Origin of the sequence: Raoultibacter timonensis (genome assembly GCF_022845715.1) — a bacterium.
GTDB classification, from domain to species: Bacteria; Actinomycetota; Coriobacteriia; order Coriobacteriales; family Eggerthellaceae; genus Raoultibacter; species Raoultibacter timonensis.
In genome coordinates, this window is the sequence record NZ_AP025564.1 from 211874 (window position 1) to 227058 (window position 15185).

Sequence of the window (15185 nt, forward strand, 5' to 3'; positions counted from 1 at the left end):
GAATTTCCATGCCATACAAGAAAGGCGAAGGCAAGTCCGTGGTCATCGCGCTGGGCGGAAACGCCCTGGGCGACTCCCCGCAGGAGCAGCTCGAGCTCGTGAAGAACACCGCGGAGCACATCGTGGACATGGTCGCCGAGGGCATCAACGTCGTGGTCTCCCACGGCAACGGCCCGCAGGTCGGCATGATCAACAACGCGTTCGACTACGCGTCGACCCACGACGGCAAGACGCCCGCCATGCCCTTCCCCGAGTGCGGCGCCATGAGCCAGGGCTACATCGGCTACCAGCTCTCCCAGGCGATCCTCAACGAGATGAAGCGCCGCGGCATCATGCGCTCGACGGCCTGCGTCGTCACGCAGACGGTCGTCTACCCCGAGGACCCGGCGTTCGACAACCCCACCAAGCCCGTGGGCGCCTTCCTCACCGAGGAGGAGGCCAAGAGGCGCGCCGAGGAGACCGGCTACACCTACAGGGAGGACTCCGGGCGCGGCTGGCGCCAGGTGGTCCCCTCGCCGAAGCCCCAGCGCATCGTCGAGTTCGACGCCATCAAGGACCTCATGGACGACGGCTACATCGTCGTGTCCACGGGCGGCGGCGGGGTCCCCGTGATCGAGCGGGACGACTCCTACCGCGGCGTGCCGGCGGTCATCGACAAGGACCGCTCGAGCGCCAAGCTCGCCGCGGACTTCCGCGCCGACATGCTCGTGATCCTCACGGCGGTCGAGAAGGTGGCCATCAACTTCAACACGCCCGAGCAGGAGGAGATCGACTCCATGACGGTGGCCGAGGCGAGGAAGTACATCGCCGAGGGCCAGTTCGCCCCCGGCTCGATGCTGCCGAAGGTCGAGGCCTGCATCGAGTTCGTGGAGGCCCATCCCGAGGGCCGCGCGCTCATCACGTCCCTCGAGTGCGCCGCCAAGGGCCTCAAGGGCGAGACGGGAACCGTCATCCGGGCATAGGCGCGAGCGGGCGTATGCGTCGAACTGTGCAAGATGCGTTTACGTGATCTTCGAAAGAACGTTTTCTTGCATCTCCAATGTATTCGTAAATAGCTTCTCATCTCCTCGTTTCTCCGGTTCACATCAATGATGTGAACCGGAGAAACCACTTTCACCCGCTGAATGCGATTGCCTGTCCTGAGTCCATTCTTTAGTTTTTCTCTCGTTCACATGCAAAACGAACACCGACCGAAAGAAAGGGAGAGGAATGGAAAACAACGTCACGGGGCAATCGAGCGAAACGGAAGGACGAGCTAGGTTTTCGCGTAGGGGCTTTGTTGAAGGTATGGCCCTGACTGCTTTGGGCCTGGCTTCAGCTACTTCGATCTCGCTTGTAGGTTGCTCAAGCGAAGCTGCTCATGGAAGCGCGCTTTACGAGAAGGGAACCTATGCCAGTAAACAGAAAACGCCTTATGCAACTGTAGGGATAACCTGCACTTTCGATGAGGCGAGTCTCACTAAAGTATCGTATCAAGTACTCAGTTCCTCGGAGATGGATTATTTTCCAGTCTATGCTTCGGCGATCGACGATTATTGTGCCGCTATTGTCGAGAACGGGAAAACAAGCGAAGTCGACGCTGTTACTGGTGCTACATTCTGCAGTTCGGCCATTAATGACGGCGTAGATGCTTGCATGCTCCAGGCGCTTGGTATGGCGGACGCCGCAGCAGCGCAAGAGCCCAACCCGCAAAATGACGGGTTCGATACTTTTGAGGGAGACTGCGAAGAAGTGTTCTCTCCGATTAAGTTGGGAACGATGGAGCTGCCGAACCGCATCATCAAATCTGCTGGTAGCTCCCCGTGGGCCGACAGCAATAACGACAAGATAACCGTTTCTACTGAATTGTACGGCTCGATGGCAGAAAATGGCGTACCTCTGATCATCCTCGCGGGAGGTGCCTTATCGAATACCGGAATCCTCCCGGAATCGCTCGATAAAATCAAAGGAACCGTCGATGAAGCTCTCGGTTTGGTCTCGCCCCTCGTAGAGGCCGTCCACAATGCTGACAGTAAAATTGGATTCCAAATGTGCTTTGGGGGTGCTGCTCCGACCGTTCCGGACTCCGTGATAAACGATACTCCGATTGAGGAGCTCGACCAATTTATCGAAAGCGTCGGTATTTCGGCCGAGCGTGGCAAAACGGCAGGGTTCGACTGCATAGAAATCAAGGGTGCTAGCGCGGACGGCCTGAACGGCTTTTTGACACGCAGGATCAATAAGCGCGAAGACGAGTATGGCCCTCAGAGCATCGAAAATCGTACTCGCCTTTTCTGTCGTATGATCGAAAAGGTAAAGGAAGTCAATGGCGACGACTTCCCCGTGGGAGCTCTGATCAACGGCGTCGAAGAAAACGATGCCTCCTTGGGTGATGATGCGCAGTTCATATCAAACGAAGAGGCGAAAGAGATCGCAAAAGCTCTTGTTGCTGCTGGTGCCGACTGGATTCAGGTTCGTGTGGGGGCGAAGGCGCAAGAGATGAACATATGGGTCCCCGACGTGCAGCATATCGCTCCAAAGGCCGATGGCCTTACCGGTTTCGGTACCACGTTTAATTACAGCTCCCACTTCGGGGGTCTTGTGGATGGCAGTCGTTCGGGATTTGCTTCCTTCCTTCCGTTGGTCGCGGCTATCAAAGAGGCGGTGGACGTACCCGTTGGGTGCGCGGCATGCATGGACCTGCGTATGGGACCCGACTATCTGAACGAAGCGCTGAAGCAGGGGCAGATCGACCTAGCATTCATGAACCGTCCCTTGAACTGCGATCCCGGCTTGGTCAAAAAGATGCAAGAAGGTCGCCGGGAAGATGTCAGGCCGTGCATGAAGTGCATGCACTGCCACGACAGCATCGGAACCAACCGGGCAGTTCCTTCCAGCTGTCGAATGAACGCATCGTCTTTCAATTCGCTCACCGAAACGATGCCGGAGGGAATGACTCCCAGTCCTGTTGCCACGAAGCGAAATATCATGGTCATTGGCGCAGGTCCTGCGGGCATGGAGGCCGCCCGAGTAGCTGCGGAGCGAGGACACAGCGTAACCATATACGACTCGGAAACAAAACTCGGAGGCCTTCTCCATTTCGCCAGAGGTGTAAAAGGCAACCACGAACGCTTCGACGACTACATTGCCTACATCACCGCCCAACTTGAAAGCAACGGCGTCGACGTACAGCTCAGCAAAAAGGTGGATGCTGCTTTCGTGAAAGAACAGGCACCGGATGCCGTAGTGGTCGCAGTTGGCGGTGCTCGCGAAAGCAGATTTTCGGGAGCCAACGTGTTTTCGCCGAAAGAGGCATTCAGCCCCACTGCGCTAGGGGAGCGAGTAGTCGTGCTTGGAGCCAGCGTGCAGGCAGTTGACTTCACCGCTTTTCTCTTGGCCCAAGGAAAAACCGTCACGATTGTCAATCCAAACGGCGTCGAAGCTGTTGACAAAGGGCAATCCGGTTGGTTCCGAACCTATATGCTTCCCTACCTCTATGCGGAAGGTGTGAAGATCTGGAACGAATCTGTTGTCGAGAGCGTTGACGACGCGGGCGTGACGATCACTACCGATGCTGGGTTGGAAAAGACGATTCCATGTGATAGCGTCGTGGAGTTTCACGACATGATTCCCAACTTGTCGCTGGCAGATGAGCTGGAGGCAGCAGGAATCGAGGTCCATGCCGTGGGCGATTGCGCAGAGCCCTACAATATTCAGAAAGCCGTGCTTGCCGGTAACCTGTGCGCTCGCGCTCTGTGAAGTCCATTCAGTAAGTAAGATTTTCGGGATGCGCGCAAGCGATCGTAATGCTTACGCGCATCCCGACATGTTGTATGCGTCGGAGTCGGGTGCCAGAAATTCTGGATTTACTTCAAGGCCGATCTCGAATGATATAATCTGACGGTATCAGTTTTCTTCGAAGGAATCCGAATGCCTTTTCGAGACGCAGAGCCACGCAGTACTTTCCTGTTGTCTGGAACGTTTTTATTATCTTGCCTCTCCATCGCATTCTTCAAGCTGACGTCTTGGTTCTCCTCTTCAGGGATATTTACCACGTCCAGCGCTCAGTACGGCTTCGACGAGGTCTTCGTGCAGATTTTCGCGATGGTGCTCCTGTTGGCTATCGAACGCTTTTGCTCTTACACCTCCCGACAAGCATCTGCCGTGCTCGTCGTCGCTGCGTCGCTTCAGGCAGTAGGGTCGTTTTTGTTGTTCTCTCCCGCTTATGGCAACGAGCAATCGGCCCTTGTGGCGCTCATCCTTCGAGGCGTGGGAAGCTCCGTTTTTTTGCTGGCTTTCGGAAGACTGCTGTGCTCGATTGAGCCGATCAAGTCGGCGTTGGTGATCGCGGGCGGAGAAGTGCTCGTTGGGGTATTTCCCGTAATCTTCTCTTCGGTGCCGGCAGACGCCGTTGCGTTTGTATCGTCCGCATTGCCGTTGGCGGCAGCATTCTGCCTGCTTTGGGCCATCGAGAAGACTGCAACCGCTGAAAGCGGTTCGTCTCCCGTTACGCGAGAACAGCTGAAGAAAATTCCAATTCATCCGATCATCCTTTTGATTCTTTGTGCGCTGTCGACAATCGGAATAGCTTTGGTTGGCCAAACTCCTCAAGCAAACGTCGACCTATTGTATAGACTCCTAACGATCGCCGTAAATCTAGTGGTTTTCTCTGCGTACTTAATTTGGATTTACGGGCTGAAACGAAATGATCCCGATACGCTCTGGCCCTTCCTGATGGTGATAATCTTCGTGGGCCTGTTTGTGTTTTCCTCCTTTTCGTCGATTGCTCCCGATGCCGCCTCTAGCTTGCTTAGCGCTACGCGAAAGACGCTCATGGTCTTCGCGTGGGTTTTCATGGCAAGTATCATTTACCAGCTAAAACTGCCGGCCATTCCATTTTTTTGCTTGGGGCAGCTGGCTATCTCGCAAATTCCGCATACGATCGCGTTTTTCATCAGGCAGTACGATCTTCAAATTAGCAGCAACTACCAAGAAACGTCCGCGACGATACTGATGGCGATTATGGCTCTTGCTGTAATCGCAGGAGTGCTCGTAGTCGTTTACAAAAGCAGACTAGCAGCTTCGGCCAACCAGCATCCAGCATCGCCCGAAGCTGCGCTGAAAGCTGCGATCGATAGGCTGTCTGATCAGTATTCTTTATCTAGCAGAGAGGCTGAGGTCGCTTTGCTGCTTGCGAAGGGGTATACGTTAGGGGCGACCGCCGAGAATTTGACCGTATCCCTCGATACCGTTCGCACTCATGCTAAAAATCTGTACCGCAAGCTCGATATACACAAAAGACAGGAGCTGCTCTCTTTGGTCCAAGGCGAATTAGACCTAACTGCGTGCAACGCACCGATTGGTGGCCGGCGGTAAGAGTGTAGCGCCTAAGCCACACGGCTTGTCAGGGTGGTAAGGGTGCGGCCCCATCCGGGCCGCACCCCTCACCTGCACGGAATGCTAAAGCTTTAGCCTTGGTCGCTCGATGTGGCGGCCATGACCTCGGCGACGGTGGCGTTCTTCATGCGCAGTTCGCTCGCGCAGATAACGTCGCTTTCGAACTCCGTAAGGTTCTTGATGTCGGAGTACACGTCGTCGGTCTTCGTACGCGGCTTGGTGAGCGCGATGGCTTTTTCCACATCGTAGGGAATCAGCTGCTCCTTGGGCGGGTTCGGCTTCGCGATCCAGTTGGGCGTGGTGATGTCGGCAGACGGCATCGTCTCGATCTGACGGACGTCGCCGTACTTCTCAACCAGTTCGTCGATAGGGCCAAAATCCAGGGCGCGCATGGGGCAAGCCGCCACGCAAGCGGGCAGTTGATCCTTTTCCAGACGATCGATGCACATGGTGCACTTGCTCATCTTGGTGCCGGGATCGTCGCTGGCGAACTTCGGGGCGCCGTAGGGGCATGCCGCAAAGCAGTTGCGGTCGCCCTCGCACAAGTCTTGGTCGACCAAGACGGCGCCGTACTTCTCTTCCTTGAATATGGCATCGTGGTCGCAGGCTGAGATGCACACGGCGTTATCGCAATGGCCGCAGCTGAACGCCAAGATCCCGATGGCGGTGTTCGGGAATGTGCCCTTCTCCCACATGTACACGCTCATCCATTTTTCCGGTCCGGGCTCGATGTCGTTCCAATCCTTGCACGCGACGGAGCAGGCTTTGCAGCCGTAGCATCTGCCCTGGTCGAAGAAGAAACCGTACTGCGTCATTATTCATCGCCTACCTTCCTGATTTCCACAAGGCCCGCTGTCAGCAGCGCGCCCACAACATGGGGCAGATGCGTGTCTCCGATGAGGAGGTTGCAGTTGCCCGCCGTGTCGATGCCGTAGGGCATGAGCTTGGACTTGCGAACGTTGTCGAATCGGGACCACTCGCCATGGCCGATGGATACCGTGCCGGGAAGCAGCTTCGAGGATACGTATGCCGTGATCTCCACTTCGCCGTACTGGTTGTACACCAGAACACGGTCGCCGGTCTTGATGCCGCGGTCCGCCGCATCGGCCGGGGACATGCGGACCATGTGATCGTAGCAATCGCCCTTCAGCCAGGGGTTCCGGTCGTTGGAAGAGTGCTGGCGGTACGTGGAAACCGGGGTGACCATCGACAGCGGATAGTTCTGCGTCCACGGATGGTAGTAGCTGTCGTTCGCGGGCAGGTCCTGGTAGGTTGGCTGCCAGCGGGGGTAGGCGTCCATCTTGCCGCCGTAGCGGGTTTGGGTCAGATCGGTGTTCTTCACGTACGAGCTCTCGAACTCGATCTTGCCGGACGGCGTCTTGAAGGGGGAGCGGCCCCACGGTATGGTGTTCTTAAAGGGGTGGAACCACTCGCCTGGCTCGCCGGGAACGCGGATGATGGGCATCTTCTGGAACTCCTCCCACGAGGGCGGCACGACCCCGCAGTATTCCAGCATGCCGTTCTCGTCTTTGGCCCATTCCTCGTACGCGGGCTTGTAGATGCGCTCGATGACCTGCTCGTCCCAGTCGCGCCAATCGGTGACGTCCAGCATCTTCGGGCAGTACTTGTCCGCGAAGCCAAGGCGGCGCGCCAGCTCCATCCAGACCCAATCCTTCGAGCGAATCTCGCCCGGGGGATTGACGCCCTTGCCTGCGAACAGGAAGTAGTTCTGCATGCCGGCCGGTGCGCCCCAGTAGCGGTTGATGCCGAAGAAGTGCATGTCGGTGGATTCGAACTGGATGATCGGGGAGGGGAGCACGATGTCCAAGAACTCTATGGACGGCTGATCGGGGTAGTACTGCCAGCCCCAGGAGAACTCCATGTCGGCGAATCCGGCCATGCGCTTGGAAACGTCGTGCTGGTTGTTGATGTAGTTGTTCGGGATGATGGCCATCTTCAGGTTGGGCAGCGGGCTTCCCTTCGGGCAGCCGATGCGACGGCGGAACTCTTCCTCGGTGATCTCACCGGCGGCGTAGAGCTTCTGGCAGTGCATGATCTCGGTAACCTTGTTGTTGTTATTCGTGATGGGGTTCACTACGTCGCCCTTGATCTGGCCGGTGTCGGGCACTGGCGGGAAGACGCGGGGCTGGGTTACCAAGGAGGCGCCGCCGCCTTCGCAGCCGCCGGGAATGGACAGGTTGCCGGTCATGGCCTGAAGGAGCATGGCGACCGCTGCTGCGTAATCGCCGAGGTTGCGCTTCGATACGCCGTACATCTGCTGCAGGTGGACGGGCTTCATGGATGCATAGTAGCGCGCGAATTCGCGGATGGTTTCCGCGGGGATGCCGCAGATGGGTTCGGCCCACTCGGGGGTGTGCTCCACGCCGTCGACTTCGCCGACGATGTACTTGCGCCACTCCTCGAAGCCTTCGGGTTCGACCCACTGGGCCACGTATTCGTGGTCGTAAAGATCCTCGGTGTAGAGGACATGGGCGACTGCGAGGCCGAACGCGGTATCGGTGCCGGGGCGGATGGGGATCCATTGGGCACCCAAACATTCGGCGCTGACGTTGTACACCGGGTCGATCAGGATGAACTTGCAGCCGCGCTCCTGGGCTAACTTCATGTAGTAGGGAACGTGGCCGAACCAGGCGACCATGGGGTCGAAGCCCCAGAGAACCACCAGTTTGGAGTTGAGCAGATCGGGAGCCTCGAAGCCGGGATAGGCGTCGCTCGTGCCCTTGATCAGGATGTCGGTTAGGCGAACTCCCAGATGGAAATCCTCCGCCGCAGCGCCGCCGGAGGTGGAGTGATCGCCCCAGCCGGTGATGGTGCCGGGCATGTAGGACGCGAACGGGAAGTCGGAGCTTTCGAATGCCACGTAGTAGCAGTAGTACAGCCACGGGTTGTCGGGATTCTCATCTGCCATCTGCTTCATCTTGCTCGCGATGGTGTCGAGTGCTTCTTCCCAGGAAATGCGCTCGAAGTGGCCTTTGCCCGCCCCCTTCTCGCCGATCCGCTTCATGGGGTACAGCAGGCGATCTTCAGAGTACAGCTCCTGGCGCCATGCGTGTCCCATGGGGCACGCGCGAGCCTGAAGCATGCCCGTCTGCACGGCTTCCTCGTTGTCGTCTTCGCGCGCAACGCCCGCGTTCACGGAATCGTCGGGCTCGATGGAGACGATCTTCCCATCCTTCACGCCGCATTTGATGAGGCAGGTGGCGTCCCAGCAGCCGTTGTTGTGGCACGTGGTGTAAAAATGCTCCACCCCCTCATGGCGCTCACTCAGCTTCTCTACGATCGTTTCTCTTGACATTGTGCCTCCTCTCTTATCGGCAATGCGATAAAAAGAATATTCATGCGATGCGGGCGATCCCCTCGCTCAAACGAGCGGCTGCGCACAGGCAACCTGTTCCGACGGGTATGACTGCCCTTGCTCGCAAAAAACACTACTTAGCGGCTTCGCCGGTCGTATCGCTGTGGAAATTCGAAAAGCCGCCTACTGCTTTGGAGATGAATTTTCCTTCCGCTTTGGAAAAAAGCACCTGCGTAGCCATGAGATCCCTGATGGTGATGCCGTAGGCGTCCATGGCCTCCTTTTGGGTTTTACCTTCGTCGATCAGGCCGTTCAGCTTCTCGGCCTTTTCGGATGGGTCCAATGCCATGAATTCCGCTCGGTCCATAAAATACCTCCTTCTGTCGAAACCAATGCAACCTACGAGACTGCACAGCGCGTGTCGGCTTCGCGTGCAGTCAAAGCGACCAAGGGGTTCGAAGCCGTTCTGATCAGCTGCGATTCGCCTTCTCGCGTACGAGGATGACGCAGATCAGGCCGACGACGGCCAACGGTACGCAGAACACGAGCGAGGCGGTGTTCCAATCCCAGGCAAGGCCGGCGGCGACCACCGGGAAGACGGCCGATCCGATAACGATGCCGAGATTCTGCAGGAAAGCGACGATGGCCATGCTGAAGCCGATTTTCTCAGGCTGGTGCGTAAGCTCGGGAACGATGGAGAACGTACCCGTTGCGCACGATGCCGAGAAGAACGCGAATCCGATCACGAACACGTAGATGAGGGCGAGGTTGTTGGAGAAACCGAACGTCAAAAACACGATTGCGCCTACGAATGCGAACACCAGCAATCCTTTTCGCGTGCCGAGCTTATCGGACACGATACCCGAGATGGGACCGAGCGCCAGCACGCACAGGTTGGTGATGCTGGCTACGAAGCCCGATGTTTGGGGATCCATCGCGTGGACCTCCGCGAGGAACGTAGGATAGAAGCTGCTGATGGCACCGGCGTTGAACGCGTTCCATGTCATAAACGCCACGGCGACCATAATGATGCTGAACATATCGGGCTTGCGCATGATGCCGCTTGCAGCTTGCTCCCCTTCGGCTTCTTCGGCCGGCGGCTGCGCATAGCACACAAGCGCGAACACGAGGGCCGCCAGGCACAGCGCGGCTGCAACCCACCAAACCGAACGCCATCCGAGGCCTGCGGCCAGTGCGGGGGCGGTGTTGAATGCAAGCACGGTGCCTGCGGGGAACCATACCGACCAGATGCCCATAGCCAAGCCCTGCTTTGCGCGGGGGATGATGGTCGCAATGGCGGCGGGTCCCACAACCGAGATCAAGCCCATCCCGATTCCCTCGATGAAGCGCGAAGCCAGAAGAATCGGGGCGTTGGTGGCTATGGCTCCCATGGCGCTGCCGATGGCCAGGCTCGCGGCAGTGATGATGAGGCTCTTCTTGATGCCCAGCTTTGCGAGGATCGCGCCTGCCGGAAACGCCAGCACGACGCCGATGATCGAGAACATCGACATGACCCATCCGATGTTCTCGTCGGTGAATCCGAGCTCGGGAATGATTATCGAAAACAGCGGCGGTGCTTTGAACATGCTGTACGCCGATAGAATCCCGATGATGAAAACGATGGAGAAAACCAACCATCGACGACCCATGGAAAACGATTGATCTTTCTCGCTCATGGTACCTCCCAGCTTTAAAAGTGACGTTGTCGTGATATGCGACTCAACGGCGCTGTCCTGGCAGAGCAACCCATGGGAAGAACTATAGCCGCCCTACGCCGAAACGGCATCGAGCGGCTTGCGGTAAATGTGGTTTCGCCTCACGCGAGAAGCGGTAGATGAAAGAAGGCGCGGTTTCCGATCAGGTGTTTTCGACGTCCGTTTGCTCGACTTTGTCGATGAGTTCCTGCAGCGAATGAACGTCGCACTTGCGATAGACGTTGGCGATGTGCGTTCTCGCCGTGTAGTTCGATATCGTCAAGGCGTTCTGTATGTATTCCGCATTGCGCCCTTTCGCCATGAGCACGAGCACCTCCGATTCGCGCGGCGAAAGATTCGACTGCTCACATACGGCATGGCATTTCAGCCTGAAGTATCCGAGCGTCAGCTGCCCGGGCTTGGCATCGTGGGGCGCGTTGGGGGCAGACGCTTCCATGGGGGAGGGGGGAAGCGTCCCCTCGTGTTCCTCGACAAGCTCGTTTTCCGGAAACAGGGAGGCGATCCAGTCGAGGGGGCCACCTCCCATGCACGCCATAACGTAACCGAGCGTGAGTATCGTCACTGCGCCGCACACGTACAGGGGGTACAGGGGGTCGGCTCCCGCCGTGCGGGCGAGCAACGCCCCCGCAGCGATCGACACGCCGAATGCGGAGTACTCGACCGCGCGGTTGAGCCCGATGGCGAACGCCGAAGCTATGTCGTAGGAGCGAATGACCTTCACGACGTGCACGAGGCTCGTGATGTCGACGATCATGAACCCGGCCATGATGGCCATTCCTGCGATCTCCTTCGTGGCAGGCCAGGGGTATATCGCGCCTATGACGCCGGCCACGAACACCACAACCGATACGCGGCGCAAGAGCTCGGGTGCCTGTCTGCCCGTCATTTTTCGGTATATCAGCATGGCGACCGCCCCGGCAGCGGCGGCGCCGATGGCCGCATTAGGGGTAAAGGCGGCCAAAACGGGATTGCCGTCGGGCAGCACGCTTCCCTGTAAGAAGCCGAACGCCGCGCTGAACACGGCAAGGTTTGCCGCGCAGGCGACAAGCGGGCGCACGGCGCCTTTGTGGTCGGTCAGGCCGCGTCCGCCTCTATCGGCGCTGCGAACGGGCGTTTGGCGGATGCTGATCGCGAGCATGCCGGCCGATATCGCCGGGAGCGTTACGAAGCAGACCCAAGCTATTTCAACGGTGAGATGGCGGATGAAAAACGCAGCCAACGCGCCGATGACGATCGAGGTCGAGATGTACTGCGTTGCGTAGTTCGTCTCCGTTTCGGAGTAGAAGTGCAGCCATGCGAATAGCAGCAACCCCTCGGACGCGCCCGCGACGGCCATACACGCGACGGTGGCGACGGCCACATCGCAGAACTGCGCGTAGATGATTCCCGCCGTTGCGACGGTGCCCGTTACCGCTATTCCCGCTATCGCAAGCGGGGAGAGAAGCAGTTTCAGCATATTCGGCTTACGGCCGGTCAGCGAGAGGCCGATAAACGTTACTGCCAGGGCGGCGTTCAGCGTGAGCTGCCGCAGGAGCAGCACGTACGCATCTGGTTCGGTTGCCTCGAGCGCCGTTGAAAAGTAGATGAGCAGAAAATGCCATCCCATCAAGACGCCATAGCCCAAAAGCCTGAAGGGGATGTTGGTGTAGCGCGCCCATGAGGGAGGCTCGCTTTCCCGTTTTGACTCGGTGTCGATGGGGTCGTCGGCCGTTTGGTTCAGCGTATGGACGGGGGCATTTGAAACGGGTCTTTTCTCGGTATCGTGCACGGATGAGGCGGTTTTGCGTGCGGGGGTGTCTTTCGGTTTCTTGGCTTCCATAGTTCGCCCTTCGACTCGGCAACTACCTCAGCATGCTGTATGCGTCTGAGGTCTTTCAATCGAATCGAGGTATAGCCCGTTTTAATTCCGGCCTATACACTCAAACGAGGTTCCGTCCTGGCAGACGTGCCTATGGCACCGGGCTTCAGCGAAAGCACCGACAACCATAATACTACACAAGGCGGCGAAAGGGGGAAGACGCGTTCTTGTCTCGCGACAACGCGAGCGGCGTTTTCATTCGTTTGCTTTGAAAGCGCACGAAAAACAAGCGTTCGAATATATGCGGGGTGCACGGCGATTGCAACCTTCTTCCGCTGAGCGCGAAAAGCGGTAGGGATGCATCCTGCGAACGAAAGCCTTGAGGAAGGAGAAGCTATGCCGGAAACCAGCGGCAAAACGGTATATAAATCTTTGGGTCTATGCGGATTCGGATTGGGATCCAACTCCGCTGCCGTCGATGTGAAGGACGGGAAGATTCTGCGAATACGCCCTATGCACTATGACGAGAAATACGATTACGAGAGCATGCGTCCCTGGAAGATCACGGCTCGCAACGGAGCTGTGCTCGAACCGAAGACCCATACGCTTCCGACGCCTTTGCAGTACGCCTACAAGAAACGCGTCTACTCGAAGAACCGCGTGCCCTATCCGCTCAAGCGCGTCGATTGGGATCCGAACGGCGAGCGCCATCCCGAAACCCGCGGCGAAGCCAAGTACGTGCGCATCAGCTGGGATGAGGCAACCGATATCGTTGCCTCGGAGCTGAAGCGCATCTACGCCGAATACGGTCCCTTCGCCGTGCTGGCCCAGATCGACGGCCACGGCGAGTCGAAGATCATCCACGCTGCGCACGGCTGCCCGGGCAAGCTCCTCGACCTTTTGGGCGGCTATACCCTGCAAGCCCGTCAGCCCGATTCGTGGGAAGGCTGGACCTGGGGAGCCAAGCATATCTGGGGCATGGATCCCGTCGGCAAGCAGGCTCACACCGAGAACCTGTTCAAGGATATCGCCGAGAACGGCGACTGCGTGATCATGTGGTCGGGCGATCCCGAGACTACGCCGTGGGGATGGGGCGGCATGATGCCCGGCCGAGTCGAAAGCTTTCTCACCGAAGCCGGCATCAAGCAGATATTCATCACGCCCGACCTGAACTACGCCGCTGCAGCCCATGCCGACAAGTGGATTCCCGTGCTTCCCAACACCGATGCCGCGCTGCAGTGCGCCATCGCGTACGTATGGATGAAGGAAGGCCTCTACGATCGCGAATGGGTCGAATCCCATTCCGTCGGATTCGACTGGTTCGAGCGCTACATTCTGGGCGGGGAGGACGGCGTTGCGAAGACCCCGGCATGGGCCGCCCCCATCACCGGCGTTTCCGCGCGCCAGATCAAGGCGCTCGCCCGCTACTGGGCGAAGCATGCCGTATCGATCGGCCACTGCGCGGGCGGCGGCCTCATCCGCGCCGCGTACTCGAGCGAGCCCGCCCGATTGGAAGTCTGCCTGCTCACCATGCAGCAGCTCGGAAAGCCCGGCGCCGGGCAGATCAACTTCATGGATGTCGGGCTGTTCGGAATCGACGATATCTACCCCTTCCCGCGCTGCGAGCTGCAACCCGATATGAACTCCGTGTACCATGGCTGGGCCATGCTTACCGAGCCGGTGAACTTCATCCCGAAGACCCTCATTCCCCAGGCCATCATGAACCCGCCGGTCCATTGGTCGGGCGGCCACGTTATCGCGGGCATGCCAGCCCAGGATCAGTTCATCGAGTGGGACTTCCCGCAGCCGGGCGCCGGTGAGATCCACATGATATGGACCGACAGCCCCTGCTGGCAGACCTGCTGGAACGGCGGCAACGAGATGCAGCGCGCACTGCGCCACCCGAACCTGCAGTTCATCGTGGCCCAGCATCCGTGGCTTGAAAACGATGCCCTGTTCGCCGACATCATTCTTCCCACCACCACGAAGCTCGAGGTCAACGACATCTCTTCCGACCTGTTCTCCGGTCAGTACAACATGATCCTCCATGAAGAGCAGGCCGTCCCCCACGTCGGCGAATCCCTTTCCGATTGGGAGGCCGTGGGCGAGGTGGCCAAGAAGCTCGGCCTGTACGAGCAGTACGCCGAGGGCACCGAGGAAGAGCTCATCAAGAAGGGCTTCGAGAACTCCGGATGCGAGAAGTACCTCACCTACGAAGAGTGGATGGAGAAGGGCTACTTCGTCGTTCCTACCGCCGAGAATTGGGAGAACGATCGTCTGCACATGCGTCCGTGGTACGAGGATCCCGATAGCGAGCCGCTGTCTACGCCTACCGGCAAGATCGAGTTCTACTCAACCGCGCTCGCCGAGCACTATCCCGACGACGTCGAGCGTCCCCCGGTTCCGCACTTCGTGCCGTACGGGGAATCCCACTCCGAGAGCCTGCTGCACCCCCGCGCGAAGGAATACCCGTTTTTGCTCATCACGAACCACCCCCGCTGGCGCGTGCATGCGAACAACGACGATAACACCTGGATGCGCGAGTTCGAGACCTGCAAGGTCAAAGGCCCCGACGGCTATCTGTACGAACCCATCTGGGTCAACCCGTTGGACGCCGGCCGCTTGAACCTGCATGACGGCGACATCTGCAAGATATTCAACGAGCGCGGTGCTGTTTTGGGCGGCGTGCGTCTGAGCGAACGTGTGATTCCGGGTGCGCTGTACCAGGATCACGGTGCGCGTGTCGACAGCATCGTTATCGGCGAGTTCGACCGCGGCGGCGCGAACAACCTCATCTGCCCGTCCAACACCACGTCGAAGAACTGCCCCGGCGAGGTTACGAACAGCTTCTTGATCAACATCGCCAAGGTCGACGTGCTCGAGCTTGCCAAGCAGTACCCCGTCGAGTTTGCGAAGTTCTACGATAAGGACACAGGTCACGTGGCCGAATCCTGCATCATCAAGGAAGGGAGGTAGCCCT

At 58.5% G+C, this 15185-nt stretch carries 9 protein-coding genes; 4 read left to right on the forward strand and 5 right to left on the reverse strand.

Going from position 1 to position 15185, the window contains the following annotated elements:
• Positions 1 to 8 precede the first annotated feature (8 nt).
• The 3 genes from arcC (at position 9) to MWL89_RS00690 (ending at position 5355) form a co-directional block, all read left to right on the forward strand.
• Positions 9 to 962, forward strand: coding sequence for a carbamate kinase (arcC, locus tag MWL89_RS00680; RefSeq protein WP_244411341.1), 954 nt, complete (start codon positions 9 to 11; stop codon positions 960 to 962).
• A gap of 247 nt (positions 963 to 1209) precedes the next feature.
• On the forward strand, positions 1210 to 3738 hold the full coding sequence (locus MWL89_RS00685; protein WP_244411342.1) for an oxidoreductase: 2529 nt from the start codon (positions 1210 to 1212) through the stop codon (positions 3736 to 3738).
• A gap of 171 nt (positions 3739 to 3909) precedes the next feature.
• The gene (locus tag MWL89_RS00690) at positions 3910 to 5355 is read left to right on the forward strand and encodes a helix-turn-helix domain-containing protein (protein WP_244411343.1); all 1446 of its coding nucleotides are present in this window, start codon (positions 3910 to 3912) and stop codon (positions 5353 to 5355) included.
• A 92-nt stretch (positions 5356 to 5447) separates the two neighbouring features.
• Here the strand turns inward: MWL89_RS00690 and MWL89_RS00695 are convergent, their stop codons facing one another.
• The 5 genes from MWL89_RS00695 to MWL89_RS00715 form a co-directional block, all read right to left on the reverse strand.
• A complete protein-coding gene (locus MWL89_RS00695; protein WP_102379393.1) occupies positions 5448 to 6191 on the reverse strand; it encodes a 4Fe-4S dicluster domain-containing protein in 744 nt (247 codons plus the stop codon).
• Positions 6191 to 8692 carry a molybdopterin-containing oxidoreductase family protein gene (locus MWL89_RS00700; RefSeq protein WP_102379392.1) on the reverse strand — a complete coding sequence of 834 codons (2502 nt, stop codon included), beginning with the start codon at positions 8690 to 8692 and terminating at the stop codon, positions 6191 to 6193. The genes MWL89_RS00695 and MWL89_RS00700 overlap by 1 nt, the downstream gene beginning before the upstream one ends.
• 133 nt (positions 8693 to 8825) lie before the next feature.
• Positions 8826 to 9059, reverse strand: coding sequence for a hypothetical protein (locus tag MWL89_RS00705; protein ID WP_102379391.1), 234 nt, complete (start codon positions 9057 to 9059; stop codon positions 8826 to 8828).
• A 103-nt stretch (positions 9060 to 9162) separates the two neighbouring features.
• Positions 9163 to 10368 (reverse strand): MFS transporter, encoded by a 1206-nt coding sequence (locus MWL89_RS00710; protein ID WP_102379390.1) that lies wholly within the window; start codon positions 10366 to 10368, stop codon positions 9163 to 9165.
• Between the two features lie 181 nt (positions 10369 to 10549).
• On the reverse strand, positions 10550 to 12226 hold the full coding sequence (locus MWL89_RS00715; protein ID WP_244411344.1) for a helix-turn-helix transcriptional regulator: 1677 nt from the start codon (positions 12224 to 12226) through the stop codon (positions 10550 to 10552).
• A gap of 375 nt (positions 12227 to 12601) precedes the next feature.
• Between MWL89_RS00715 and MWL89_RS00720 the strand changes: the two genes are divergently transcribed.
• Positions 12602 to 15181 carry a molybdopterin-dependent oxidoreductase gene (locus tag MWL89_RS00720; RefSeq protein WP_102379644.1) on the forward strand — a complete coding sequence of 860 codons (2580 nt, stop codon included), beginning with the start codon at positions 12602 to 12604 and terminating at the stop codon, positions 15179 to 15181.
• Positions 15182 to 15185: the final 4 nt, after the last annotated feature.

Coding starts and splice junctions, on each gene's coding strand:
- MWL89_RS00710 (WP_102379390.1), bottom strand. CDS start 10,368: ATGAGCGAGAAAGATCAATCGTTTTCCATGGGTCGTCGATGGTTGGTT.
- arcC (WP_244411341.1), top strand. CDS start 9: ATGCCATACAAGAAAGGCGAAGGCAAGTCCGTGGTCATCGCGCTGGGC.
- MWL89_RS00700 (WP_102379392.1), bottom strand. CDS start 8,692: ATGTCAAGAGAAACGATCGTAGAGAAGCTGAGTGAGCGCCATGAGGGG.
- MWL89_RS00690 (WP_244411343.1), top strand. CDS start 3,910: ATGCCTTTTCGAGACGCAGAGCCACGCAGTACTTTCCTGTTGTCTGGA.
- MWL89_RS00705 (WP_102379391.1), bottom strand. CDS start 9,059: ATGGACCGAGCGGAATTCATGGCATTGGACCCATCCGAAAAGGCCGAG.
- MWL89_RS00695 (WP_102379393.1), bottom strand. CDS start 6,191: ATGACGCAGTACGGTTTCTTCTTCGACCAGGGCAGATGCTACGGCTGC.
- MWL89_RS00720 (WP_102379644.1), top strand. CDS start 12,602: ATGCCGGAAACCAGCGGCAAAACGGTATATAAATCTTTGGGTCTATGC.
- MWL89_RS00685 (WP_244411342.1), top strand. CDS start 1,210: ATGGAAAACAACGTCACGGGGCAATCGAGCGAAACGGAAGGACGAGCT.
- MWL89_RS00715 (WP_244411344.1), bottom strand. CDS start 12,226: ATGGAAGCCAAGAAACCGAAAGACACCCCCGCACGCAAAACCGCCTCA.